Below are 25,534 nucleotides of genomic sequence, written 5' to 3'. Positions count from 1 at the left end.
CCATGGCCGACGAACTGTCGGGAAAGGTCGCGATCGTCACCGGCGGCAGCGTCGGAATCGGTCGCGCGATCGTCGAACGCTTCCACACCGAGGGCGCACGCGTCGTCATCGCGGACACCAATCGTGAACGCGGTGCGGAACTGGCCGAAGCGTGCGGGACCGGCGCGATCTTCCGGTACGTGGACGTGGCCGACCTCGAGCAGATGGCAGGCCTGATCACGTTCGCGCTCGACACGTTCGGCGCCCTGGACGTCATGGTCAACAACGCCGGGATCTCCGGCACCCTGCACAGGAGCATCCTGCACGACGATCTGGCCGACTTCGCGCGGGTGATGTCGGTCAACGTCCTCGGGGTGATGGCGGGCACCCAGTTCGCCGCGCGGCACATGGCCGAGAACGGCGGCGGCTCGATCGTGAACATGTCCTCCATCGGCGGCATCCAGGCCGGTGGCGGTGTCATGACCTATCGCGCGTCCAAGGCCGCGGTGATCCAGTACACCAAGTCGGCGGCGATCGAGTTGGCCCAGCACGAGATCCGGGTCAACTGCATCGCGCCGGGCAATATCCCGACCACGCTGCTCGCGTCGTCGGCGGCGGGGATGTCGCCGGAGAAGGCCGAGCGTTTCGCGGCGGTGGTGCGCGAGACGATGCGCGCGGACCGGCCGTTGGACCGGGAGGGGACGCCGGAGGACGTCGCGGAGGCCGCCCTGTATCTGGGCAGTGAGCGCTCCCGCTACATCACCGGCACGATTCTGCCGATCGACGGCGGCACGGTCGCGGGCAAACCGGTGCGGCGTCGGGCGGATTCGAACGGGAAGTCGGTATCGGGCCGTGCGTGAGCGACACGACATGCCGACAGCGCGGCTCGGGTCGCACGAGGCGGCCTTCGCGCTACGCGAGGCGCCACGATGATCCGACCCGACCCGACCCCCGTGCGCGTGCCAGGTGATCGCGGGTGCACGCACACCGCCACGGCCGGCATCGATGACACCGCGCCGTCGACGGTCACCGCTCGCGCGGCCATACTCGCGGCGGCCGAACGGCTCTACGCCGATCGCGGAATATTCGGCGTCACCCACCGTCAGGTCGGGATCGCCGCGCGTGTGGGCGATATCTCCACGGTCACCTATCATTTCGGCGGGAAGTCGGGGCTGGTGCGCGCGGTGGTGCGCCCGCATCTGGAGCGGATCGACCTGAAGTGCAGGCCGTTGGTGGACCGTGCCGTCGAATCCGGCGATGTCAGGCAATGGGTCAGCTGCCTGGTCCGTCCCATCAGCGAACATCTGGCCGAATCGGGCGGTCCGACCTGGTTCGCCCGATTCATCGCGCAATTGGCGGTCACCCCGGGGTTCCGGGACGTGCTGAACGAGGAACGTCTGGCGTCCTCGGTCGCGGTCGTGAAAGGTCTGCGCGGCTGCCTGCCCGAGTTGCCGTCGGATCTGCGCGACCGGCGCAACGCCATGGCGCGCCAGCTGCTCGTCGGCAACTGCGCCGAGAACGAGCGCCGGATCGCCGCCGATCCCGATCACGCGGCCTCCTGGCAGACCACCGCGGAAGAACTCGTCGACGCGATCACCGCGATCTACCTCGCGCCGGTGGCGGCGCGACCGGGACCGGACGTGAACACGGTCGGTGCGAACAGGGAAGTCGCGCCATGACCGGTGTACTCGTCGTCGGCGCGTCGGCTGCGGGCCTGACAACTGTGGAAGCTTTGCGCCGCAACGGATTCGGCGGTCGGATCACGCTGCTCGGCGCGGAATCGCATCCGCCCTACGATCGTCCGCCGCTGTCCAAGCAGATCCTGTCCGGCGTCTGGACACCGGAGCGGACGGTGCTGCGCGCCCCCGAGATCCTGTCGGCGCTTGATGTCGAGCTGATCCTCGGCGACCCGGCGCGCGAACTCGACGCCGCGAACCGGACGGTGCGCACCGCGACAAGGACGATCACCGCCGAACACATCGTCGTCGCCACCGGCGCGCGCCCGCGCACCATGCCCGTCACGGCGGGTACCCGCGGTCCGCACGTGCTGCGCACCGTGGACGACGCGCTCGCGCTGCGCGCGGGACTGCTCGCCGGTTCGCGGCTGATCGTGGTCGGCGAGGGTGTCCTCGGCGCCGAGATCGCCGCGACCGCACGGGACATGGGTCTTGATGTCACGATGACCGGCCCGCGGCCCGCGCCGATGGCCGCGCAGCTGGGCGAACTCGCCTCCGGAATGCTCGCGGGGTTGCACACCGAACGCGGGGTGCGGCTTCGCTTGGGCCAGGGCGTCACCCGGCTCGTCGAGGACGACGGCGCGGTCACCGGCGTCGAACTGGCGTCCGGGCAGACGTTGTCCGCCGATGTGGTCGTCGTCGCCATCGGCGCGGTGCCCGCCACCGAGTGGCTGGAGGGCAGCGGACTGCGGCTCGACAACGGGGTCGTCTGCGACGCCGAGTGCCGCGCCGCCGAAAACATCTACGCCGTCGGGGATGTCGCCCGCTGGCAGCACGCGGGTTACGGCGGACCGATACGCCTGGAGAACCGCACCAACGCGACGGAACAGGCGATGGTGGTGGCCGCGAATATCGTCGGCACGCCCCGGGAGTACCGGCCCGTCCCGTACTTCTGGACCGACCAGTTCCAGACCAAGATCCAGGTCCACGGTGTCATCGCCGCGGACGCGCGCGCCACGGTGGTCGAGGGCGACCCGGCCGACGGACGTTTCGTCGCGCGATACGAGCGCGACGGCGTGGTCACCGGGGTGCTCGGCTGGAATATGCCCAAGCAGTGCCGTGCACACCGGCAAGGCGTGGCCGACGCGCTCGCCGGCGACGCGCTCGAGGCTCCCGTCACAGCCCGGCGGGCCGCCTCGTGATCGAACGGAAAGGAAATTCCCGATGAAAGTGACTGTCGAACAAGACAAATGCGTCGCGGCCGGGCATTGCGTCATGCACGCGATCGATGTGTTCGATCAGCGCGACGAGGACGGCATCGTCGTCCTGCTGGACGAGAACCCGCCCGAGGAACTCGCCGAGGACGTGCGGCAGGCGGCCGCGGTCTGTCCCGCCATGGCCATCCACATCCAGGAATGACCGATATCTCCAGGATCTCCAGCTGCCGCCATCGCGGCTCTACCTCACAGGAGTGACCGTGTCCGACACGACCACGACATCAGCCACCACCGCCACCGAGATTCCCGACTATCCGATCGAGAAGTCGTCCGCGTGCCCGTTCGCGCCCGCCCCCCGGATCAGCGAGATGGCGGCCGTCAAACCACTGCACCGGGTGCGCATCTGGAACGGGAGCACACCGTGGCTCGTCACCGGATACACCGAGTTCAAAGCGCTCATGGCGGACCCGAGGGTCAGCGTCGACGACCGCAGGCCGGGATTCCCGCACTGGAACGAGGGCATGCTGTCCACCGTGAACACCCGTCCCAGGTCGGTGTTCACCAGCGACGGTGAGGAGCACACCCGATTCCGGCGGATGATGACCAAGCCGTTCACGTTCAAGCGGGTCGACGCGCTGCGGCCCTCGATCCAGCAGATGACCGAGGAGCACATCGACCGGATGCTGGCCGGGCCCAAGCCCGCCGACCTGGTCGAGGCGATCGCCCTGCCGATTCCCACGCTGATGATCAGCGAAATGCTCGGCGTGCCCTACGAGGATCACGAATTCTTCCAACAGCACGCCACCGTCGGCGTGGACAGGTACGCGACCAAGGAGCAGGCCGCCGCGGGCCGGGCCGGGCTCGCGCGCTACCTGATCGACCTGATCAAGGTGAAGCTGGAGAACCCCGCCGAGGACGTCGTCTCCGATCTCGCCGAGCGGGTGCGGGCCGAGGAGCTCAGCATGAAGGAGGCCGCCCAGCTCGGCACCGGCCTGCTGATCGCCGGGCACGAGACCAGCGCGAACATGATCTCGCTCGGTGTGCTGGCGCTGTTGCGGAATCCGGAACAGTTCGCGTTGCTGCGCGACACCGACGATCCGAAGCTTGTCGCCAACGCGGTCGAGGAACTGCTGCGGTATCTGAGCATCATCCAGAACGGACAGCGTCGCGTCGCGATCGAGGATATCGAGATCGCGGGGGAGACCATCCGGGCGGGCGAGGGCATCATCGTGGACCTCGCGCCCGCGAACTGGGATCCGGCCGCGTTCCCCGATCCCGAGAAACTCGATATCGCCCGGCCCGCGCGTCACCACGTCGGATTCGGATTCGGTGTCCATCAGTGCGTCGGCCAGCAGTTGGCCCGCGTCGAATTGCAGATCGTCTTCGAGACCCTGGTGAAACGGGTGCCGACCCTGGAGTTGGCGATTCCGTTCGATCAGGTCGAGTTCAAACACGATCGGCTCGCCTTCGGCGTGTACACGCTTCCCGTCAGTTGGTAGAAGTTTTCAGAAAGGCGAGATCCGTGACCACCACCGCGGCCAGCGACGTCCATTACGACCCGTACGACGTCGAGCTGAACAATGATCCGTACCCGATGTTCAAACGTCTCCGCGACGAGATGCCCCTCTACTACAACGAGGCGCACGATTTCTACGCGATGAGCCGTTTCGACGACGTCAACGCGGGCCTGATCGACAAGGACACCTTCATCTCCGGTCGGGGCGCGATCCTCGAACTGATCAAGGCGAATATCGAGATCCCCTCGGGCGCGCTGATCTTCGAGGATCCGCCGGTCCACGACATCCACCGCGGCCTGCTCTCGCGCATGTTCACCCCGCGCAAGATCATCGGACTCGAGGCGAAGATCCGGGAGTTCTGCGCGCAGAGCCTGGACCCGGTCGTCGGCACCGGTCGCTTCGATTTCATCGCCGACCTCGGCGCCCAGATGCCGATGCGCACCATCGGCCTGCTGCTCGGAATTCCCGAGGAGGATCAGGAAGCGATCCGGGATTTCGCCAACGAACAGATGCGCACCGAAGAGGGGCAGCCGATGAAGGCGGCCGCCGACGGCATGGTCAGCGGCGATATCTTCGCCGCCTACATCGAATGGCGCAGAGAACACCCGTCCGACGACATCATGACCGAACTGCTGAATGTCGAATTCGAGGACGAGAACGGGAAATACCGGCATCTGACCCGGGAAGAACTGCTCATCTACGTGAACGTGGTGGCGGGCGCGGGGAACGAGACCACCACCAGGCTGATCGGCTGGGCGGGCAAGGTGCTGGCCGAACATCCCGACCAGCGCAGGCAATTGGTGGAGAACCCGAAACTCATTCCGCAGGCGATCGAGGAACTGCTTCGTTTCGAAGCGCCCGCGCCGCATGTCTGCCGCTACGTGAACCGCGATGTCGAATTGCACGGGCGGACCGTGCCCGAGGGCAACGTCATGATGTTCCTCATCGGCGCGGCCAATCGCGATCATCGGATGTACGCGCCGGACGGCGATGTCTTCGACATTCACCGCAAAACCCGTCAGCACCTCTCGTTCAGCGTCGGCACCCATTTCTGCCTGGGTTCGGCACTGGCGCGACTGGAGGGCCGGGTCGCGCTCGAGGAGATCCTCAAGCGCTTCCCCGAATGGGATGTCGACATGTCCGGCGCGAAACTGTCGCCCACCTCGACGGTTCGCGGCTGGGAATCCATGCCCGCGTTCACCGCGTGATCGACGGCCGAGGCGGACGAATATGTTGAGTGGTGCGACGCGCGAGCGGCTCGCGGCCGACCTCGCGCGAGCCGAACACAGCGCGATCGCGATGGCGCCGTTGACATCCGGTCATCCAGAGATGGATGTCGTCGACGCCTACGAGATCCAGCTGATCAATATCCGGCAGCGGCTTGCCGCGGGCGCGCGGGTGGTCGGGCACAAGGTCGGTCTGTCGTCGAAGGCCATGCAGGCCATGATGGGCGTCGACGAACCGGACTACGGGCACCTGCTGGCGGACATGCTCGTCCGCGAGGACGAGCCGGTGCCCGCGCGGCGCTACCTCTACCCTCGGGTCGAGGTGGAGGTGGCGTTCATCCTCGCCGAGGATCTGCCCGGCGCGGAATGCACCGTAGAGGACGTGCTCGCGGCCACCGCCGCGGTCGCGCCCGCGATCGAGTTGATCGATTCCCGGATCGTCGACTGGTCGATCGGGTTGTGCGACACGATCGCCGACAACGCCTCCTCCGCGGGCTACGTGCTCGGCGAGCAGCGCGTCGCCCCCGCCGATATCGATATCGCCGGGGTGGACGCGGTGCTCACCCGCAACGGCGAAACCGTCGCCGAGGGCCGCTCGGACGCGGTGCTCGGCGATCCGGCGATCGCGGTCGCCTGGCTCGCGCGCAAGGTCGCCGATTTCGGCGTGCGGCTGCGCGCGGGCGACATCGTATTGCCCGGCTCGTGCACGCGGGCGATCGACGCACGTCCCGGCGACGAATTCGTCGCCCACTTCGGTGGTCTCGGCACCGTCGGTCTGACATTCGAATAGAACACAGGGAGCACGATGACGGCCAAAGCGTCGGTTGCCATAGTCGGGTCCGGAAATATCGGGACCGACCTGTTGTACAAACTCTTGCGGTCGCAGCGGCTGGAACCGCGCTGGATGGTCGGCATCGATCCGGACAGCGAGGGCCTGGCCCGTGCCCGTGCGCTGGGCCTGGAGACCAGTGACAAGGGTGTCGACTGGCTGCTCGCGCAGTCGGAGAAGCCCGATCTGGTCTTCGAGGCCACCTCGGCCTATGTGCACCGCGCCGCCGCGCCCCGCTACGCCGAGGCCGGGATCCGGGTGATCGATCTGACCCCGGCCGCGGTGGGGCCCGCCGTCATCCCGCCCGCCAATCTGCGCGCGCACCTGGACGCGCCGAACGTCAACATGATCACCTGCGGCGGACAGGCGACCATTCCGATCGTGCACGCGGTCTCGCGCGTGGTCGACGTGCCCGTCGCCGAGATCGTGGCGTCGGTGTCCTCGGCCTCGGCGGGTCCGGGCACCAGGGCCAATATCGACGAATTCACCAAGACGACCAGCCGTGGCGTCGAGACGATCGGCGGTGCCGCGCGCGGTAAGGCCATCATCGTGCTCAACCCGGCCGAGCCGCCGATGATCATGCGCGACACCATCTTCTGCGCCATCCCCGAGGACGCCGACCGCGACGCGATCGCGGCCTCGATCCACCGGATCGTCGCCGACGTGCAGACCTACGTGACCGGCTACCGGCTGCTCAACGAACCGCAGTTCGACGACCCCTCGGTCAACTCCGGTGGCTACGCGCTGGTCACGACCTTCGTCGAAGTCGAGGGCGCGGGCGATTACCTGCCGCCCTACGCGGGCAACCTCGACATCATGACGGCCGCGGCGACCAAGGTCGGCGAGGAGATCGCCGCACAACTGTTCGCGACGGACGAAGGAGTACGGGGATGAGCGATATCTGGGACATCCGGATCACCGACACCTCCCTGCGGGACGGTTCGCACCACAAGCGTCACCAATTCACCAGGGACGAGGTGTATTCCATCGTCCGCGCGCTCGACGACGCGGGCGTGCCGGTGATCGAGGTGACGCACGGCGACGGACTCGGCGGGTCGTCGTTCAACTACGGATTCTCCAAGACGCCCGATCAGGAATTGATCAAGCTGGCGGCCGAGACGGTGACCGACGCGCAGATCGCCTTCCTCATGCTGCCCGGCGTCGGCACCAAGGAGGATATCGAGCAGGCGCGCGACAACGGCGGCACCATCTGCCGCATCGCCACCCACTGCACCGAGGCCGACGTCTCCATCCAGCATTTCGGCCTCGCCAGGGATCTGGGTCTCGAGACCGTCGGCTTCCTCATGATGTCGCATACGGTGACTCCCGAACGGCTCGCCGGTCAGGCCCGGATCATGGCCGACGCGGGCTGCCAGTGCGTCTACGTCGTCGATTCGGCGGGCGCGCTGGTCCTGGAAGGTGTCAGCGACCGGGTCGCCGCCTTGGTCGCCGAACTCGGTGACGACGCGCAGGTGGGTTTCCACGGCCACGAGAATCTCGGTCTGGGCGTGGCGAATTCGGTCGCTGCGGTCCGCGCGGGCGCGAAGCAGATCGACGGCAGTACCCGCCGTTTCGGCGCGGGCGCGGGCAACGCCCCGGTGGAGGCGCTCATCGGAGTCTTCGACAAGATCGGCGTGAAAACCGGTATCGATTTCTTCGATATCGCCGACGCCGCCGAGGACGTGGTCCGTCCCGCGATGCCCGCCGAATGCCAACTCGACCGCAACGCCCTGATCATGGGTTACGCGGGTGTGTACTCGAGCTTCCTCAAACACGCCATCCGCCAGGCCGAACGCTACGACGTCCCGGCCGCCCTGTTGCTACGCCGCGCGGGGGCGCGCAAACTCATCGGCGGTCAAGAGGACCAGTTGATCGATATCGCGCTGGAGATCGTTCGCGAACGCGCGGCGGCGGGCGATATCGCCGAGCGTTAGTGCGAAGGAGAGGATTCGTTAGCGCGGCCTCGCGACGGGAGGCCGCGCGAACGTCGAGCCGGGCGGCGCCGGACCGTGCGTCCGTCGCCGCGCCGTCCGGCACCGCTACGGCCGAACCCGCTACGGCCGAACCCGCTCGGTGCTCGGCGACGGCGCGCGTCCGGCCACCGCGTCGTCGACCGTGCCCGCCGACGGCGAGATCGGTCCGTCGTCATCGGCCGCTCGAATACACGTGACGCGCAGGTATCGGACCGCCTGGCAGGACGGACAGTGGAGTTCGTATTCGCCGACGGCCGGAATCGGACCCGGCATCCAGGTCACCTGGAGGGCATCATCGCCATTCTCGGGACAGTCGATACCCTCGGTGACTCCGGCAGACACCTTCTCGGCGGCGTCGATCCACGCTCGTTCCGTCCCGTCGGCCATCGTGCTCCCGTCGCAAACTCGCTGTCGCGGCCGATATCTCGGCAGCGGTCCTCGGTCGATCGCGGTGGTGGGCCGGCGTCGCCGATGCCTCCGAGCGTGCGATCGGGGTGATGTTCACTTCGACGCGGCCGGTCTGTCGTGGCGGGCGGGGGCGTTGCCGATGACGCCCTGTGCCTCGAGCGCGGCGATCTCGTCCTCGCCGACCCCGAGCCCACGCAGCAGTTCCCGATTGTGCTCACCGAGCAGTGGCGCGGGTCGCGCGTGGAAACTGTTCGGCCCCAGGGAGAATCGGACCGGCACCGTGCTGTGTCGGGCGGTCGGGTTGACCGGGTGTCCGACGGCTTCGAAGAATCCGCGTGACTCGAGCTGGGCCAATTCCACCTGCCGATGCGGCTGCATCACCTCGGCCACGGGAACGCCCGCGCCCCAGAGTATTTCGACGATCTCGGCGGCCGTGCGGGTCCCGCACCAGGCCGACAGGTGTTTGTCGATCAGGTCGTGCTGTTCGCGCCGACCCGCCGCGGCGGCCAGTTCCGTGTCCATCGCCCAGGCCGGATCGCCGAGCGCCGCGCACAGCGCCGACCACTGCGCGTCGGTTTCCACCGCCACCGCGACCCAGCTGTCGTTGCCGCCGAATTCGTCGGGTTGGGCGGTGCGATACAGGTTCTGGGGGGCTGCGGCCGGTCCGCGATTGCCCGCGCGCTGGAGCAGCGCGCCGTAGGCGGAGTATTCGATGACCTGTTCGGCGGTCACATTGAGCGCCGCCTCGACCATCGCCGCCTCGACCAGCACGCCTTCGCCGGTGCGGCGGCGATGTTCCACCGCGAGCAGCAGCGCGTTGAGCGCGTGCACGCCCGCGTTCGGATCGCCGATGGAATACGGCTCCACCGGATTCATGTCGGGATGACCGGTCAGCCAGGTCAGGCCGGAGGTGTCCTCGATGACGTAGGCGAAGGCCGGATTCTCCCGCCACGGGCCGTCGAGCCCGAAACCCGGCATCCTGACCATGATCGCGTCCGGGCGCAGCGCGCGCACCGCCGGATAGTCGAGGCCGATCTGTTCCAGGACGCGCGGGGTGTAGTTCTCCACGATCACATCGCAGCCGCGGACCAGTTCGGCGAGCAGTGCACGTCCGCGTTCGGTGCTGAAATCCAGTGTCAGGCCCTTCTTCCCGGTGTTGAGACCGGAGAAGATCGGAGATTTCTCCCACCACTGGTCCTCGGTGACCGGCACGCCCGCGATGAGCCGGGTGCCGTCCGGGCGGGCCGCGGATTCCACGTGGATCACCTCCGCGCCGAGCATGGCCAGATAGTGGGTGCACGACGGTCCCGCCCAGAAAGTGGTCAGGTCCAGGACACGCAACTCGCGGAACGGCAACGGGTCCGGCGCGCTTCCCGCGTCGGGAACCGTACGGCGCGGTGGTTCGGCTCGATAGTGTCCGGTGTGCTCGCCCAGGCGCGGGGCGGGTCCGGGACCGCGCAGGAGTTCCGGCGTGGTGCGGAAGGGGCGACCGGGCTGGGTGAATCCGTCGCGCGGATTGGTCGTGAAGAACTCCCGCGCCCGATGATGATCCATCCGCGCGACATTCTCCCCGTTGGCGACCGGCCCGTTCGGTATCCGGAAAGCCGTTGCCAGATCACGGATATCGGCCACGGTCTGTTCGGCGAGCCAGCCGTTGATCTCGGGCGCCTTCTCGGAGGCGCGCTCGGTGATCGACGGCGCGATGCCCTCGTCGATCCATTCGGCATGTCCGACCATGGCGCACAGATCGAACCACTGCTGGGCCGTCCCGCAGCCGAGCGCGACCATGCCGTCGGCCGCCGAGGCCACGCCGGGCACGCTGAGCCTGCGCTGTGTGCGGAACGGACGCCCGAGCGCCTCGTGGAACGAGACGGGGAAGTAGGTGAGACTCAGGATCTGGGTTTCCAGTATCGCGAGATCCACCAGTTCGCCGACATCGGTGCCCGCGGTGCGCATGCGCGAGGTGAGGGTGGCCGCGGACGCGTAAGCGCCCGCGAACCATTCCCCGATGCGACCGCCGACGTGCACCGGAGCCCGATCGGGCGCGCCGCGCCCGAGTCCCATGATCCCGCCGGACCACGCCTGGAGCGTGAATTCCGTCGCGGGCCGGTCCCGCCACGGGCCGTCGAGCCCGAACGGGGTGATCGTGGTGACGACGAGGTGGGGGTGCTCGCGCCGGATCTCGGTGGGGGACAGGCGCGGATGATCGGAGACCGATGTCCCCGACGACCACACCACCACATCCGCCCCGGCCAGGAGCGAGGCGAGGAAATCGAGATCGCCCGCCACGGCGACGTCGGCGACCACGCTGTCCTTGGTGCCGCTCAGGAAGGCGAACAGCGCCCCGTCGTCCCCGTCGGCGATATCCGCGCCCGACGCCGACCACCGTCGCAGCGGATCGCCCTCTGGCGGTTCCACTTTCACGACCTTCGCGCCGCCTTCGGCGAGCAGTTTCGTGCAGTAGGCCCCGGCGATCCCGGTCGAGAGATCGATGACGACGACACCGCTCAACGGCGGTTCGGTCCGCGATGCCGACGTATCGGGGGCATGTTTCGACGCCATCTCACTCCACCTGTCATTCCCGCGTGAACGCGCGGGTCACGAATCCTGTTTCCCGGTCGCCTTTTTCGCGGCGGGCCTGCGCGCGGGTGCCTTCTTCGCCGCGGCCTTTCGCACGGGAACCGTCTTGCCCGAACCGTTGCGCCCCGATTTGCTCAGCCGGAAGTCGGGCGGGTACTTGCTGTCGACGTCCTTGACCGCGTTGTTGAGTCCACCGCTGATCGCGTCGTCGAGCATGAGGTCGTTGTCGTCCGGCCGGACATAACCACCCATGGATTCGAAGAAGCCGCTGAGCAGGCTGCCCATGTACTCGCCCTGGTGCTGCTTCATGATCTCGAAGAACACCTTCTGCATGAACACGGTGTCCGTGGGGCGGGTGCGGGCGCAGGCCAGCGCGTACTTCTCCGTCTCGGCCTCCAGTTCGTCCCTCGGCACGACCTTGTTGAGGAAATTGCAGTCGTACATCTCCGAGGCCGTGAACGGCCGACCCGTGAACACCATCTCCTGGAACCTGCGCATACCCATGGTCTGCACCCAGGTCCACATGCGCGGACCCCAGCCGTAGTACCGGAACGACGGATGTCCGAACAGCGCGTCGTCGGAGGAGATCACGAGATCGGCGTCGGCGGCCTGATAGAAGTGCCAGCCGTAGCAGTAGCCCTTCACCTCCAGGATGCTGATCTTCTTGAACTCCTGCAACGTCCGGCACCCCGCCTGCGCGTTGGCGTACCACTGATTGATCGTCGCGCCGTGCCGGAAGGAACCCTTCGGCGGGTACTCGACCTCGTCCGGGCCGATCTTGTACTCGCCCAGCCGCGGCCCCGGATCCGGGGAATCCTGTATCTCCATGAATTCCGGCAGATCCGCGCCGGTTCCGAGATCGTCGCCGACGCCGCGAATGACGAGCACCTTGACCTCGTCGTCCACGCTGGAGCGATGGATCAGATCGGCGTAACGCAGCCGCGCGGCCGTGGTCGGCGCGTTGAGGTGGTCGGGCCGATCGAAGGTGATCGTCGCGATCCTGGTCTTCGGATCCTTCTCGTAGCGAATGATCTCTTCGGCCGACGGTCGGTCGGAACCGGGCATCGGGGCTCCTACTCTTTCCAGTACGGGCTCGAGGTGAGAACCTCGCAACCGCTGTCGGTGATGAGCACCGCGTCACGTCCGAAGACCGCGCCGACCCCCGACTGCCACACGTACGCGGTGACGGCGAGAACCATGCCGGGCTCCAGCTGTTCGGCCGCGGCGGTCGCCCGCAGATGCGGGGAGACGACCGGGGTGTCGAAGCCCATGCCGAGTCCGCGCGCCACCGGCATCGGCGGCAGCGGTTCGCCCGCGTGCTCGTAGACCGCCAGCAGATCGGAGGCGAGAGCTCCCGGTCGGCACGCCTCGAGCAGCCGCGACCACAGGGCCTCCGAGCGCCGATACAGCTTGCGCGCGGCGTCGTCGGGTTCGCCGACCGGGATGGTGCGGCCGACCTCGCCGATGTACCCGTCGCCGAGAACACTCGAGGAGAAGGCCACCAGATCGCCCTCGCGCGCGGTGCGGTCACCGCTGGCGCGGCGCCACGGATGCTCCTTGGACGTCACCCAGGTCGAATCCTGGGTCGCGGGCGTGCTGATGCCGCCCGCGGTCATCGCCTCCAGCAGGATGCCGGTCAGATCCTGTTCGGTGCTGCCCGGGCGCAATTCGGCCACGGCGGCCGCCAGACCCGTCTGCGCGACCCGCAACGCGTCGCGCAGGATCTCGATCTCCGGCGCGGTCTTGATCCGCCGCGCCGCCCGCATCGCGAGTTCCCCGTCGACGATGTCGGCCTTGGGGAAGGCCATCGGCAGCAGGGCCGCGTAGCCGGGCGACAGCGCGTCGGTGCCGACCCGCTGCGCGGTGTCGGCGCCCTCGATGCCGCGCAGGACGGCGACCAGGGTCATCGGATTCCACGCCAGGCCGTACAGGTGCTCGTGCGGGATGTCGTCGGGAATGCCCTCGTCCCACGAACTCAGCAGGTGCACGTCACCGCTGCTGCGGACCAGTGTCGCCACCGGGCCGAACGGTCGCGTGCCCGCGACCCACAGCTGTGGCGCTCCCGCGACGTACCTGGCGTTCGCCTGTCGTCCGAGCACGAGGATATCCAGGTCATGGGCTTGCATCTGTGCCAGTGCGCGATCGCGCCGCCCATGCCGCAGGGCGCGATCGTCGGGCAGTACCTCAGTTCCCATAGGGCGCATAGGGGTAGTCGGTGAGGGCGGTCCAGCCCTCTTCGGTGATGACCACGATTTCCTCGCTTCGATAGCCGCCGGTGCCGTCCTCCCAGACCACGGGCTCGAAAACGAGCACCATGCCTGGTTTCAGGACGAAACCCTCGTCGTATTCCTGGCCGAGATCGGTGCCGAGCATGGGCATCTCCGCCGCGCTCACGCCGATACTGTGTGACAGATAGAAATGCGGCAGCCACGGACGGGTGCCGCCGTTCGCCGCGATGGCCGCAGCGGTGAGATCCGCGCCGGTGTTACCGGGACGCAGTTTGTCGAGCACCGCGGTCATGATGTGCCGCCACTGCTCGAACTGCGCCTGCTGGCGCGGGGTCGGATCCTGTCCGACGATCCAGGTACGCCCGAAATCCGAGCAGTAGCCGCCGTAGGTGATGCTGACATCGGTCCACAGCACATCGCCCGCCGCCAGCTCGCGCTCGGTGGTCAGCAACGGCAGGGCCAGATCACCGTGGGTGGTCCAGACGCCGTCCTGTTTGCGATCCGGCATCACCTGCCAGATGGCGTCGAGCATGGTCGCGGTCGCGCCGAGCTCGAAGGCCCTGCGCACGAAACTCGCCGACAGATCGATCTGACGACGTCCCGGCGACAGCGCCGCCTGCACATCGACGATCGCCTGCTCGGTGATCCGGCAGGCGGTGCGGATGCAGGACAGTTCGTCGGGGGTCTTGATCAGTTTGGCCGGGCCGATCACCGCGGCCGCGTCGCGGGCCGGGCTCGCGGGGAACAGCAGATGCGGCGCCCGCATCATCGCGCCGGTGCATTCGTCGACCGCGACGGTCGCACCGCCAGGCACGATCTCGCGCAGCAGATCCACGAAAGTGTCGACGCCCTCGTCGAATTCGAGATACACCGGGCCGTGCAGGTGGTCGGCGGGCAGATCCGACTCCTCGGCCGCGCCCTCCCGGAACGGGAGGAACAGGTGCGGCCACGGATCATCCGCGACGACCACGGCGACCGGACGTTCCACGTGGGAGACGCCGGCGTCGCCGAGCGGCCAGCTGGTGCCGGTCGCGTAGGCGACATTGCTGTTGTTCAGCAGGATCAGCGCGTCGACGCCCTGTTCGGCCATTGATGCGCGTAAGCGCGCGCCGGTTTCCCTGCGCATCCGAGCACGGTCGGGGGTATCCGGTATGACGAGGGACGAGGGAGTCGCGGTCGCGAACGTTGTCATAGAGTGTGCGTCACTTTCCGAGGCGGGCACGGCTCAGAGGCCGAGGAAATCCTTGATGTTGCCGCTGACGACCTTGGCGGCGGCTTCCGGGCCGACCGCGTCGACGACGGCCGTCAACGACTTCTCCGAATAGCCGAAAGTGCTTTCGTTGTGGGGATAGTCGGAGGACCACATGATCCGGTCGATGCCGATCTGGTCGGCCAGCGACAGTCCGAGCGGGTCGACCATGAACGACGCGCGCATGTTGTTGTCCCAGTAGTGGCGCACCTCGTGCTCCACCGGACGGTTGAGCATGTGATGGTAGGAGGCGTTCAGATGCTCGGCGTCCTGGAGCGCCGCGGGAATCCAGTTGATACCGCCCTCGAACCAGCCGATGCTCAGACTCGGGTGCCGGTCGATGATTCCGCTGAAGATGTACTTGCCGAACATCTCCCGGAACGGCGCCAGGTTGTGCATCATGCCCACCGCGACGCTGTTGAACTCGCAGGGTGCCGCCAGTGGCGCCTCTCCGATGTGGTGGGAGACCGGAACGCCGGATTCCTCGATCGCGTCCCACACCGGGATCATCGAGGTGCTGCTGTAATCGATCCGCTCACCGTCGCCGTTCTTGCCTGCCGAGAGCGGGAGCAGGAAGGTCCTCAGGCCCAACGACTTCAGTTCGCTCAGGGTCCTGGCCGCGCCGTCGGCATCCCACCAGTTGATGAGGCCGACGCCGTAGAACGAGCCCCCGGACTCCTCCTGCAACTGGGAGATGTACTCGTTGTACACGCGGAAACACAGTTCGCGGACCTCGGTGTCGGGGTAGAACAGCAGCGCGAGCAACGCGTTCGGGAACGCGAGTTCCTTGGCGATGCCGTCGCCACGCAGATCGGCGGCGCGCGCGGGCATATCGGCGCTGCCCGAACCGGCCAGCGGGTCGTACTGCATCAGCACGTGGCTGAAATCGCCTGCGACGAAAGACTTCCCCTTGCGTCCCAGCATCCAGGCGCCGTCTTCGTACCAGACCCGCGGTGCGCGGTCCTTCATCCCCTCGGGGAAGCGCTCGAAGAAGATGTCGTCCGCCAGTGAGATGTGGTTGTCGGCCGAGAACACCTCGGTGCCCTCGGGCAGGCCGACGTTGCCCTCGGTATGTCCACGCCGATCCTTGGGCGGTGCGAAACCGCCGGGGGGATACAGCGAGGGGCTGCTGGTGGAAACCGACATCGTGAGCCTCCAGGGGGAGTGAGTCGTCGCGGAACGTGTCATATCTGCGCGCGTGCGGACCGTCGATCGGTGCGGTGTGCGTCGACTCGCGTCGGGCCGTCCGAGGACGCGCACCGCGTCAGGTGCCGCGGGAGCGGCGTACCAACCAGATGATAGACGCGATTCCATTTGAGGGGAATGACATTTTCATTTTCAGTTGTGCAGACTCTCGGAACTGTAAAATTTGCGGAGAGATAATGCCAGCTCAAGCAATGAGAATGGCATTTCCATAAATGAGAATAAGATGGCTCGGTAGGTGTTTGCGCACCGTGTGGAATGCGCGGCGCGCCGCGCGAACCGCCGTGTGACGAATGCTGATAATTCGGACGCCTGAGACCCTTGTCACAGGGTCGAAACCGGCCTACCGTATGTTCACTAGGTTAGTTGAACGGGGTTCGCAATGACATCACCGCGCCCGTACGAATCCTTGCTCGCCAAGGGTGAGGATCGTCGGCAACGCATCTTGGCTGTCGCCCAGCGGATGCTCACCCGCAGCGGTTGGCGCAGTACGACACTCGCGCAGATCGCACGGGAGGCCGGGGTCACCCCGGCGGGACTCCTGCACCATTTCCAGTCGAAGGAGCAGTTGCTGCATGCCGTACTCGATGCACGTGACGCGGACGACGCCGCCGTCTCCGACCTGACCGGTGACCTGATCGAAGAAATTCGCAAGGTCGCCGATCGCATCGAGCGCTCACCGGAACTGGTGGGCACGTTCGTCGTATTACTGGTGGAGAACCTGCTGCCCGAGGCTCCCCTCCACGACCGGCTCCTCAACAGGTGGAAGGTCGCCGTCGACATCGTCGCCGAGACCATCCGTCACCACCAGGAGATCGGACGATTCCGGACCGATTTGGATCCTGACATTCGGGCTGTGGAAATCGTCGCCTTCATCAATGGAATGGAGCTCTCATGGCTGCTCGATCACACGATCCCGCTCACCGAGGTGTTCAACGAGTACACGAGGTCGCTGGCTCAGGACTTCGCCCCGGTAGCGAAGTCATGAGGTATCGCCTCGACGTCGTCGGCACCAGCGTCGCCGACGTGGTGCAGAACGCGGGCGGCTGGCTGTTCGACCGCGCGGTGGCGGGCTGGGACGTCACCGTCATGGTTCCCCGCGCCGAGGACACCCGGCCGCTCCAGATCCTCGGGGCGGAGATGCTGGACCTGGAATCGGTACTCGCCGGGGGTGGTCGCGGTCGCAGGCCGCAGGCGCTCGCGGTGGCCGCCGATATCTGCGAACTCGACTCCCGTGCGCGCAGCGGACTGCTGAAAGCGTTGGGCCACGGCGGAATCGAGGTCGTCGTCTGGGGCGAGGGCTGGCCGCTGGGCAGTGACCACGGCGTCGATCCGGTGCTGCACCGGCTCAGCCTCGCAGCCCAGGCCTTCAAGGCGCACGCGCTCGCCGCGGGTGCGGTCCCGATGTCCGCGGTCGGTTCGACGGAACTGTTCCGCAGCGGTGTCCTCGATCATCCTCCCGTCGGTGCGGACCTCAGCCCCGTGGGCTGATCCGCCACGATCTCCTCGCGTGCGGCGATCTCCGGTAGTCCATCTCGGAGATCGCGCCGTGAAAGCCGCTGTACCCCGGTAACTTCCGGCTGTCCGTCTCACGGACGGCGATTTTCCGGGCAGCGTGCGGACCGCCCCGTCACCGGACGCGGCCCGCGCGCCGTCCCCGCGTGTCCGTGCACCGTCCAACCGACCACTTACGCGCGTCCACCAGGGAAATCCATCTCTCACGGGTATTGAATTCTCGGATGAGAGATGTGACCCTGTTCACGAATGAGAATGGCATTTTCATCGAATCTCGAGTGGGGCTGATGATGCACTCCGAAACCAGCACAGACCAGGCGGCCGCCGCGGGGCAGTCCCCGGCGCGCGAACGCAGGCTGTTGATCGACGGCAAACTCGTCGGGGCCGCCACGACGTTCCCGACGATGAATCCCGCGACCGCAACGGTTCTCGGGCACGCGCCCGACGCCACGGTCGAGGACGCCGAGGCCGCCGTCGAGGCCGCGCGCCGCGCGTTCGACACCACCACCTGGTCGACCGACGCGAAATTCCGCCTGCACTGCCTGGACCAGCTGTACCGGGCGCTGCACGACAACAAAGAGGAATTGCGCGAGCTGACCATCGCCGAAGTCGGCGCGGCCCGGCTGTTGACACCGGGACCGCAGGTGGAAGGTCCGTTCGAGATCGTGCGCTACTACGCCGATCTGCTGCGCGACTACCCGTTCAGCGAGGAACTCGGCGAGATAGAGTCGCGCGGCATGAAACACCGGCGGTGGGTCGAGAAGGAAGCCGCCGGTGTGGTGGCGGCGATCATCGCCTACAACTATCCGACCCAGCTCGCCCTCGCGAAACTCGCTCCCGCGCTGGCGGCGGGCTGCACGGTCGTCCTCAAGGCGGCGCCGGACACCCCGCTGGTCACCCTGTGGCTCGGCGAATTGATCGCCGAGCACACCGATATCCCCGCGGGTGTGGTGAACGTGCTCAGTTCCTCCGAGGCCGCGGTCGGGCGCGCGCTGACCTTCCACAGCGGCGTCGACATGATCACCTTCACCGGGTCGACCGCGACCGGACGCCGCATCATGGCGGCGGCCAGCGAGACGGTCAAGAAGGTCTTCCTCGAACTCGGCGGCAAATCGGCCATGGTCGTGCTCGACGACGCCGATTTCACGGCGCCCGCGATGTTCTCGGCGTTCAGCATGGCCTCGCACGCGGGGCAGGGCTGCGCGCTGACCACGCGGCTGATCGTGCCCAGGCAGCACCACGACGAGATCGTGGAACTGGTCGCCAACGGTTTCTCCAACATCCCCTACGGCGATCCGTCCCATCCGCACACCTACATGGGTCCGCTGATCAGCCAGGCACAGCGCGACAAGGTCGACGGCATGGTCCGACGCGCGATCGAGGCGGGCGCGACCCTGGTGACCGGTGGCGAGCGGGTCGACCCCGGTTACTTCTACACCCCGACGCTGCTCACGAATGTGCACCCCGACAGCGAGATCGCCCAGGAGGAGATCTTCGGGCCGGTCCTCGTCGTCATCCCGCACGACGGTGACGACGATGCCGTCGCGATCGCGAACAACTCGATCTACGGTCTGGCCGGCGGCGTCTTCAGCGGTGACGAGGCCCGCGCGCTCGCGGTCGCGCGCCGAATCCGCGCCGGTGCGTTCATGATCAACGGAGGCATGTACTTCGCGCCCGACACCCCGTTCGGCGGTTACAAACAGTCCGGCATCGGCCGCGAGATGGGCCGGGCGGGGCTGGAGGAATTCCTGGAGAGCAAAACCTTCGCCACGGTGGTCCCGTGAGGTCCCCCGGGTATCCCGTGACGATCACACTCCGGGGACCGGCGGTCTGATGGCGTCGGGGGGAAAGTGGTCTCCGGCGATCGCGCGCGGCTACCGGACACCGTTGCAGATGGTGGGCGGGTTGTTCGCGATGTCGGCCGACGCGATCAAATTCGCGTTCCGGCGGCCCTTCCAGACCCGCGAGTTCTTCGAACAGTCCTGGTTCATCGTCCGGGTCTCGATGGTGCCGACGCTGCTGGTCGCGATCCCGTTCACGGTGCTGGTCAGCTTCACGCTCAATATCCTGCTGCGCGAACTCGGCGCGGCGGATCTGAGCGGGGCGGGCGCGGCGTTCGGGGCCGTCACCCAGGTCGGTCCGATGGTGACCGTCCTGATCGTGGCCGGTTCCGGCGCCACCGCGATGTGCGCCGATCTCGGCTCGCGCACCATCCGCGAGGAGATCGACGCCATGCAGGTCCTCGGCATCGACCCGGTGCAGCGACTGGTGACCCCGCGCATGCTCGCCTCGGGACTGGTGGCGCTGCTGCTGAACAATCTCGTCTGCATCATCGGCATCCTCGGCGGCTACGCCTTCTCGGTGTTCGTCCAGGACGTCAATCCCGGCGCCTTCGCCGCCGGAATCACCCTGCTGACGGGGATCAACGAGGTCATCATCTCCTCGATCAAGGCACTGCTGTTCGGTCTCGTCGCCGGTCTGGTCGCCTGCTATCGCGGGCTGATCGTGACCGGCGGGGCGAAGGCGGTCGGCAACGCGGTCAACGAAACCGTTGTGTACGCGTTCATGTCGCTGTTCGTCATCAATGTCGTCGTCACCGCCATCGGTATCCAGATGACGGTGCGCTGAGGAGCACACCATGACCCTGATCGCGCGATATCCCGTGGCCATCCGTCGAATACGCATGCCGATCGTCGGCCTGCGCCGCATCGGCGACCACACCCTCTTCTACTCGAAAGCGTTGGCGTACGCCCCCCTCGCCGCGTGGCGCTACAAACGCGAGACCATCCGCCTCATCGCCGAGATCAGCATGGGCACAGGCGCTCTCGCGGTATTCGGCGGCACCGTCGTCATCGTCGGATTCCTCACCCTCGCCACCGGCGGCACCCTCGCGGTGCAGGGATACAGCTCGCTGGGCAATATCGGGATCGAGGCGCTGACCGGATTCCTCTCCGCCTTCATCAACGTCCGCATCTCCGCCCCGGTGGTGGCCGGGATCGGCTTGGCCGCGACCTTCGGCGCCGGTGCCACAGCGCAATTGGGGGCGATGCGCATCAACGAGGAGATCGACGCGCTGGAATCGCTGGCCATCGATCCCATCGCCTATCTGGTCGGCACCAGAATCGTCGCGGGCATGATCGCCATCACCCCGCTCTACGCGCTCGCGGTCATCGCCTCCTTCATCGCCAGCCGCTTCACCACGGTCTTCCTGCTCGGTCAATCCTCCGGACTCTACGACCACTACTTCTCGACCTTCCTGAACCCGATCGACCTCATCTGGTCGTTCGTGCAGGCCATGCTGATGGCGTTGACGATCCTGTTGATCCACACCTATTTCGGCTTCTTCGCCAGCGGCGGACCCGCCGGTGTCGGCATCGCCGTCGGCAACGCGGTGCGCACGTCGCTGATCGCCATCGTCTCGGTCACCCTGCTCGTCTCGCTGGCGGTCTACGGCGCCAACGGCAACTTCGATCTGTCGGGGTGAGGCAATGTTCGACAACTTCCTACGTCCGTTCGTCGGTCTGCTGACGCTCGTGGTCGGCGTGGTGATCGTGGCCGTCTCGGTGATCATGTTCGGTGGCGGTTTCACCGATACGGTGGCCGTCACCGTGCTGTCACCGCGCGCGGGCCTGGTGATGTACCCCGACGCCGATGTGAAGATGCGCGGCGTCACCGTCGGCAAGGTCGACGCGATCGACGAGCGCGCCGACGGACTCGCCGAGATCCGCCTGGCCATCCGTTCCGATCAACTCGCGCTGATACCGGCCGACGTCACCGTCGAGATCACTTCCACGACGGTGTTCGGCGCGAAATTCGTCCAGTTCATTCCGCCCGCGCGTGCCACGACCCGGACCATGTACGCGGGCCAGGTCCTCGACGCCGAACATGTCATGGTCGAGATCAACACGGTATTCCAGCAACTCACCACGGTGCTGGCCGGAATCGAACCGGAGAAGTTGAACCAGACCCTCGGCGCGATCGCCGCGGCGACCGGCGGCCACGGCGACCAGGTCGGGCTCATGCTCAGCGATCTGGAGAGTTTCCTCGGCAAGCTGGAACCCGGATTACCCGCCCTGCGCACCGATCTCGCGCTCGCGCCCGGCGTGCTGAACACCTACGCCGATTCCGCGCAATCGCTGGTCGACACCGCGGCGAACGCCACCGACATCAGCCGCACCCTGGTCGACCAGCAGCGGAATCTGGACGCGCTGCTCGTCGGGCTGATCGGTCTGGCCGATGTGGGCACACCGGTGCTCGGCGCCAACGGCGACGCGCTCGCGACGACCCTGCGACTGCTGGTGCCGACGACCTCGCTGACCAACGAATACAACGAGTCGCTGACCTGTTCGCTGGACGGGTTCGGGAAGCTGGCGTTCTCGCGACCGGTCGATGTGCCGGGGCTGGGGCTGTCCGCGAACTTCCTCTGGGGCACCGAGCCCTACCGGTATCCGAACCATCTGCCGAAGGTCGCGGCCACGGGCGGGCCGCAGTGTTCGGTACTGCCCGTGCCCTACGAGGGCAAACCGCCCTACGTGGTCGCCGACACCGGCGCCAACCCGTTCGAGAAGGGAAATCAGGGCGTGCTGCTCAATGTCGACACACTCCCGCAGGCGCTGTTCGGACCGCTCGGGCCGCCGCGATGAGGGATGCCAGGAATACGCCGCTGCTGAAATTCGGGGTCTTCGCCGCGGTCATGGTGGTGCTGTCGGGATGCCTGATCCTGGTCTTCGGCCAATACCGGACCGGCTCGACCTTCGAATACGGCGCGGTCTTCGAGGATTCCTCCGGCCTGCGCTCGGGTGACACCGTCCGGGTCGCGGGCGTCGAGGTCGGCGCGGTGCGCGAGGTCGCCCTGCGCGAGGACCACACGGTGGGCGTGCGATTCGACGCCGACCGGTCGCTGGCGCTGACCACGGGCACCACCGTCGCGGTGCGCTACCTGAATCTGGTCGGCGATCGCTATCTCGAACTCACCGAGGGGCCGGGCAGCACCGAAATCCTTTCCGAGGGTGCGCAGATCCCGCTCGACCGCACCTCGCCCGCGCTGGATCTGGACATGCTGCTCGGCGGTCTCAAACCGGTCATCCAGGGATTGAACGCGAAGGACGTCAACTCGCTCACCTGGTCACTGCTCGAAATCGTCCAGGGCAGAGAGGGATCGCTGGATTCGCTACTGGCCAGAACCGCGTCGTTCACCTCGACGCTCGGACGCGACAACGTCGTGGTCGAGCAGGTGATCGACCACCTGAACACCGTCATGACCACCCTGGCCGCCGAAGGCGGTCGTTTCACCGAGACCATCGACCGGCTGGAACGACTCGTCGGCGCGCTGGCCCGCGATCGCGATCCCATCGCGGCCGCCATCGACGCGCTCGACGACGGCACCGCCACGATCGCCGATCTGCTCACCACCGCGCGACCGCCGTTGGCGGGCACGATCGACGAATTGGCCAGGCTCGCACCGCTGATCGACGACGACAAGGACCGGCTCGACGACGCGTTGCAGCGCGCGCCCGTCAATTTCCGGAAGCTGGTCAGGGCGGGCGCGTACGGGAATTTCATCCAGTACTACATCTGCGCGGTCACGGTCCGGGTGACCGACGAATCCGGTCAGGTGCTCGTGCTGCCGTGGATCGAACAGACCACAGGAAGGTGCAGCCCGTAGCCATGCTCCAGTATCGCGGTGAACATCTGTTCCGGCACGGACTCGTCGGCGTCGTCCTCGTGGTCTGTGTCATCCTGGTGGGATTACAGTCCCAGCAGTTCATCACGTGGGCGACCACCGTCCGCTACGAGGCGGTGTTCACCGAGGCAGGGGGACTGGCCGTCGGCGACGACGTGATCGTGTCCGGGGTCAAGGTCGGCCGGGTGACGAAGGTGAGCCTGGACAACGGGGACGCGCGGGTGATCTTCGCGGTCGACGAGGACATCAGGCTGGGCGACCGGACCTCCGCCCAGATCAAAACCGGCTCGCTGCTCGGAAAGCGGATCCTCACACTGCGTTCCGAGGGCGAGAACCCGCTGCGGCCGCTCCAGGTCATACCCGCCACGCGCACGTCCTCGCCGTATTCGCTGACCGACGCCGTCGGCGATCTGACGACCAATGTGTCCGAGATGGACACCGAATCGTTGAATCGGTCGCTGGATATGCTGTCCTCCACGCTGGACCGGATCGCCCCGCAGGTCGGTCCCGCGTTCGACGGCCTGACCGCGCTCTCGAAATCGGTCAACAGGCGCAACGGCTCGGTGCGCGAACTGCTGTCGGCGACCTCCGAGGTGACCGGCATCCTCGCCCAGCGTGGTCAGCAGTTGAATTCGCTGTTGCTCAACGCGAATTCGCTACTCGAAGTCCTCGCCGCGCGCAGGCAGGCGATCGTCGAACTGCTCGCCAACACCGCCGCGGTATCGCGGCAACTGTCCGGACTCGTCGCCGACAACGAGGCCGAACTCGCGCCGACGCTCGACCGGCTCAATTCGGTCGTCGCCATGCTCGAACGCAACCGCGACAATATCGCCGCAGCATTGCCGGGTCTCGCGAAAGTGGCTCTGACACAGGGTGAAGCGGTCTCCGGCGGGCCGTTCTACAACGCCTACGTGGCGAATCTGATCCCAGGTTCGTTGATCCAGCCCTTCATCGATCAGGCCTTCGGTGTGCAGCCGCAGAGCCAGATCCCGCTACCGCACCCGGAGCCGCCACGATGACGAACCGAATCCTGCGCATCGGCGCGGTGCTCGTCGCGGCGGCGGTGCTGCTCGCCTGCGCGATCACCGGATATCGAATAGTGTTCGGACCCAAGCAGATCAGCGCGATCTTCACCAGCGCGACCGCCATCTACGAGGGTGACGACGTCCGGGTGTCCGGGGTGAAGGTCGGTCGGATCGCGGCCATCGAACCGCACGGGACCACCGCCGAACTCGTCCTGGAGGTCGACCGCGGCCTCTCGATACCGCTGGACGCGAAAGCCGTGATCGTCGCCCAGAGCCTGGTCGATTCACGCTATGTCCAGTTGACCCCGGCCTACCGCTCGGAAGGGCCGACGATGGCCGACGGCGCGGTCATCCCGGTCGAGCGGACCGCGGTGCCGGTCGAATGGGACGAGATCAAGACTCAATTGACGCGCCTGGCCACCGACCTCGGCCCCGGTGCCGATATCGCGGGCAGTTCGACCGGTCGATTCATCGACAGCGCGGCGAACGCGATGGCGGGCAACGGCGACAAACTGCGCGAGACGCTGACCCAATTATCCGGTGTCGGGCGAATACTCGCCGACGGTAGCGGCGATATCGTCGACATCATCGGCAATCTCCAGCAGTTCGTGACGATCCTGCGCGGCAGCACCGAGCAGATCGTGCAGTTCCAGGACCGGCTGGCCACACTGTCCAGCGTGCTGGACGACAGCAGGTCCGATCTGGACGCGGCACTGACCGAACTGTCGGTGGCAGTCGGCGAGGTGCGCCGATTCGTCGCCGACAACCGGGATCGGGCGAGCGAGCAGGTGCGGGGGTTGGTGAACGTCACCCAGAATCTCGTCGACAACCGGGACGACCTCGAGCAACTGCTGCACATCTTCCCGACCAGCATGGCGAATTTCTACAATATCTACAATCCGGAAACCGCTACCGAGGCAGGGGTTTTCGTATTGAACAACTTCTCCAACCCGATCCAGTTCGTCTGCGCTTCCATCGCCAGCATCGAAACGGCGACCACGGAGGAATCGGCCCGTAAATGTCGTGACTATCTCGGCCCGGTGCTGAGCCTGCTCAACTTCAACTACCTGCCGTTCCCGCTGAATCCGCTGCACGGTCCCTCCGCGCGCCCCGAGAACCTGATCTACACCGAACCCGACCTGGTGCCCGCGGTGGTGGACACCACGGGCCCGCCGCCCGCTCCGCTGCCGAGTCTGGCGGACATCCTGTTCCCGAGCGGAAGGTGA

24 protein-coding genes are annotated in these 25,534 nt (G+C 66.9%); 18 read left to right on the top strand and 6 right to left on the bottom strand.

Features of this window, described 5'->3' with window-relative positions; translation table 11 throughout:
• The first annotated feature begins 2 nt into the window (after nt 1-2).
• The 9 genes from JZ792_RS02430 (at nt 3) to dmpG (ending at nt 8,378) form a co-directional block, all read left to right on the top strand.
• Nucleotides 3-839 (top strand): SDR family NAD(P)-dependent oxidoreductase, encoded by an 837-nt coding sequence (locus JZ792_RS02430; RefSeq protein WP_216906369.1) that lies wholly within the window; start codon nt 3-5, stop codon nt 837-839.
• A 69-nt stretch (nt 840-908) separates the two neighbouring features.
• Nucleotides 909-1,658, top strand: coding sequence for a TetR/AcrR family transcriptional regulator (locus tag JZ792_RS02425; RefSeq protein ID WP_216906367.1), 750 nt, complete (start codon nt 909-911; stop codon nt 1,656-1,658).
• Nucleotides 1,655-2,857, top strand: a complete 1,203-nt coding sequence (locus JZ792_RS02420) for an NAD(P)/FAD-dependent oxidoreductase (RefSeq protein ID WP_216906364.1) — start codon at nt 1,655-1,657, stop codon at nt 2,855-2,857. Before JZ792_RS02425 ends, JZ792_RS02420 begins: the two co-directional genes overlap by 4 nt.
• 22 nt (nt 2,858-2,879) lie before the next feature.
• Entirely contained in the window at nt 2,880-3,074 is a 195-nt protein-coding gene (locus tag JZ792_RS02415; protein ID WP_216906362.1) for a ferredoxin, read from the top strand.
• Between the two features lie 58 nt (nt 3,075-3,132).
• Nucleotides 3,133-4,371 (top strand): cytochrome P450, encoded by a 1,239-nt coding sequence (locus JZ792_RS02410; RefSeq protein WP_216906360.1) that lies wholly within the window; start codon nt 3,133-3,135, stop codon nt 4,369-4,371.
• Between the two features lie 23 nt (nt 4,372-4,394).
• Nucleotides 4,395-5,597 (top strand): cytochrome P450, encoded by a 1,203-nt coding sequence (locus JZ792_RS02405; protein WP_216906358.1) that lies wholly within the window; start codon nt 4,395-4,397, stop codon nt 5,595-5,597.
• Between the two features lie 22 nt (nt 5,598-5,619).
• Nucleotides 5,620-6,405: a 2-keto-4-pentenoate hydratase gene (locus JZ792_RS02400; protein WP_216906356.1), complete on the top strand. Its 786-nt coding sequence runs from the start codon at nt 5,620-5,622 to the stop codon at nt 6,403-6,405.
• 15 nt (nt 6,406-6,420) lie between these two features.
• Nucleotides 6,421-7,338, top strand: a complete 918-nt coding sequence (locus JZ792_RS02395) for an acetaldehyde dehydrogenase (acetylating) (protein WP_216906353.1) — start codon at nt 6,421-6,423, stop codon at nt 7,336-7,338.
• Entirely contained in the window at nt 7,335-8,378 is a 1,044-nt protein-coding gene (gene dmpG, locus JZ792_RS02390) for a 4-hydroxy-2-oxovalerate aldolase (protein ID WP_109524144.1), read from the top strand. The genes JZ792_RS02395 and dmpG overlap by 4 nt, the downstream gene beginning before the upstream one ends.
• Before the next feature lie 120 nt (nt 8,379-8,498).
• On the opposite strand, the gene JZ792_RS02385 is transcribed toward dmpG, so the two are convergent.
• The 6 genes from JZ792_RS02385 to JZ792_RS02360 all read right to left on the bottom strand — a co-directional run bounded on the left by JZ792_RS02385 (nt 8,499) and on the right by JZ792_RS02360 (nt 16,028).
• A complete protein-coding gene (locus JZ792_RS02385; protein WP_216906350.1) occupies nt 8,499-8,804 on the bottom strand; it encodes a hypothetical protein in 306 nt (101 codons plus the stop codon).
• A 114-nt stretch (nt 8,805-8,918) separates the two neighbouring features.
• A complete protein-coding gene (locus JZ792_RS02380) occupies nt 8,919-11,387 on the bottom strand; it encodes a CaiB/BaiF CoA transferase family protein (RefSeq protein ID WP_216906348.1) in 2,469 nt (822 codons plus the stop codon).
• 36 nt (nt 11,388-11,423) lie between these two features.
• Entirely contained in the window at nt 11,424-12,470 is a 1,047-nt protein-coding gene (locus tag JZ792_RS02375; RefSeq protein WP_216906346.1) for an enoyl-CoA hydratase/isomerase family protein, read from the bottom strand.
• Nucleotides 12,471-12,478: 8 nt separating this feature from the next.
• Nucleotides 12,479-13,600: a M24 family metallopeptidase gene (locus JZ792_RS02370; protein ID WP_216906344.1), complete on the bottom strand. Its 1,122-nt coding sequence runs from the start codon at nt 13,598-13,600 to the stop codon at nt 12,479-12,481.
• Nucleotides 13,590-14,825, bottom strand: coding sequence for a M24 family metallopeptidase (locus JZ792_RS02365; RefSeq protein WP_109524149.1), 1,236 nt, complete (start codon nt 14,823-14,825; stop codon nt 13,590-13,592). Before JZ792_RS02365 ends, JZ792_RS02370 begins: the two co-directional genes overlap by 11 nt.
• 33 nt (nt 14,826-14,858) lie before the next feature.
• The gene (locus JZ792_RS02360; RefSeq protein ID WP_216906342.1) at nt 14,859-16,028 is read right to left on the bottom strand and encodes an amidohydrolase family protein; all 1,170 of its coding nucleotides are present in this window, start codon (nt 16,026-16,028) and stop codon (nt 14,859-14,861) included.
• Between the two features lie 439 nt (nt 16,029-16,467).
• Between JZ792_RS02360 and JZ792_RS02355 the strand changes: the two genes are divergently transcribed.
• From JZ792_RS02355 to JZ792_RS02315, 9 genes are all read left to right on the top strand, one after another.
• A complete protein-coding gene (locus tag JZ792_RS02355) occupies nt 16,468-17,073 on the top strand; it encodes a TetR/AcrR family transcriptional regulator (RefSeq protein WP_109524151.1) in 606 nt (201 codons plus the stop codon).
• Nucleotides 17,070-17,576 (top strand): hypothetical protein, encoded by a 507-nt coding sequence (locus JZ792_RS02350; protein WP_216906340.1) that lies wholly within the window; start codon nt 17,070-17,072, stop codon nt 17,574-17,576. The genes JZ792_RS02355 and JZ792_RS02350 overlap by 4 nt, the downstream gene beginning before the upstream one ends.
• A gap of 311 nt (nt 17,577-17,887) precedes the next feature.
• Nucleotides 17,888-19,384, top strand: a complete 1,497-nt coding sequence (locus tag JZ792_RS02345) for an aldehyde dehydrogenase family protein (protein ID WP_216906338.1) — start codon at nt 17,888-17,890, stop codon at nt 19,382-19,384.
• Nucleotides 19,385-19,433: 49 nt separating this feature from the next.
• Nucleotides 19,434-20,228: an MlaE family ABC transporter permease gene (locus JZ792_RS02340; protein WP_216906336.1), complete on the top strand. Its 795-nt coding sequence runs from the start codon at nt 19,434-19,436 to the stop codon at nt 20,226-20,228.
• A 10-nt stretch (nt 20,229-20,238) separates the two neighbouring features.
• The gene (locus JZ792_RS02335; protein ID WP_216906334.1) at nt 20,239-21,084 is read left to right on the top strand and encodes an MlaE family ABC transporter permease; all 846 of its coding nucleotides are present in this window, start codon (nt 20,239-20,241) and stop codon (nt 21,082-21,084) included.
• A 4-nt stretch (nt 21,085-21,088) separates the two neighbouring features.
• Nucleotides 21,089-22,243, top strand: coding sequence for an MCE family protein (locus JZ792_RS02330; RefSeq protein ID WP_216906332.1), 1,155 nt, complete (start codon nt 21,089-21,091; stop codon nt 22,241-22,243).
• On the top strand, nt 22,240-23,265 hold the full coding sequence (locus JZ792_RS02325) for an MCE family protein (protein WP_216906330.1): 1,026 nt from the start codon (nt 22,240-22,242) through the stop codon (nt 23,263-23,265). Before JZ792_RS02330 ends, JZ792_RS02325 begins: the two co-directional genes overlap by 4 nt.
• Nucleotides 23,266-23,267: 2 nt before the next feature.
• A complete protein-coding gene (locus JZ792_RS02320; protein ID WP_216906328.1) occupies nt 23,268-24,302 on the top strand; it encodes an MCE family protein in 1,035 nt (344 codons plus the stop codon).
• Nucleotides 24,299-25,534 (top strand): MCE family protein, encoded by a 1,236-nt coding sequence (locus JZ792_RS02315; protein ID WP_216906326.1) that lies wholly within the window; start codon nt 24,299-24,301, stop codon nt 25,532-25,534. The genes JZ792_RS02320 and JZ792_RS02315 overlap by 4 nt, the downstream gene beginning before the upstream one ends.

It is taken from the genome of Nocardia noduli, assembly GCF_019038455.1.
Classification (GTDB): domain Bacteria; phylum Actinomycetota; class Actinomycetes; order Mycobacteriales; family Mycobacteriaceae; genus Nocardia; species Nocardia noduli.
This window is presented reverse-complemented; position numbering and strand designations above follow the sequence as displayed.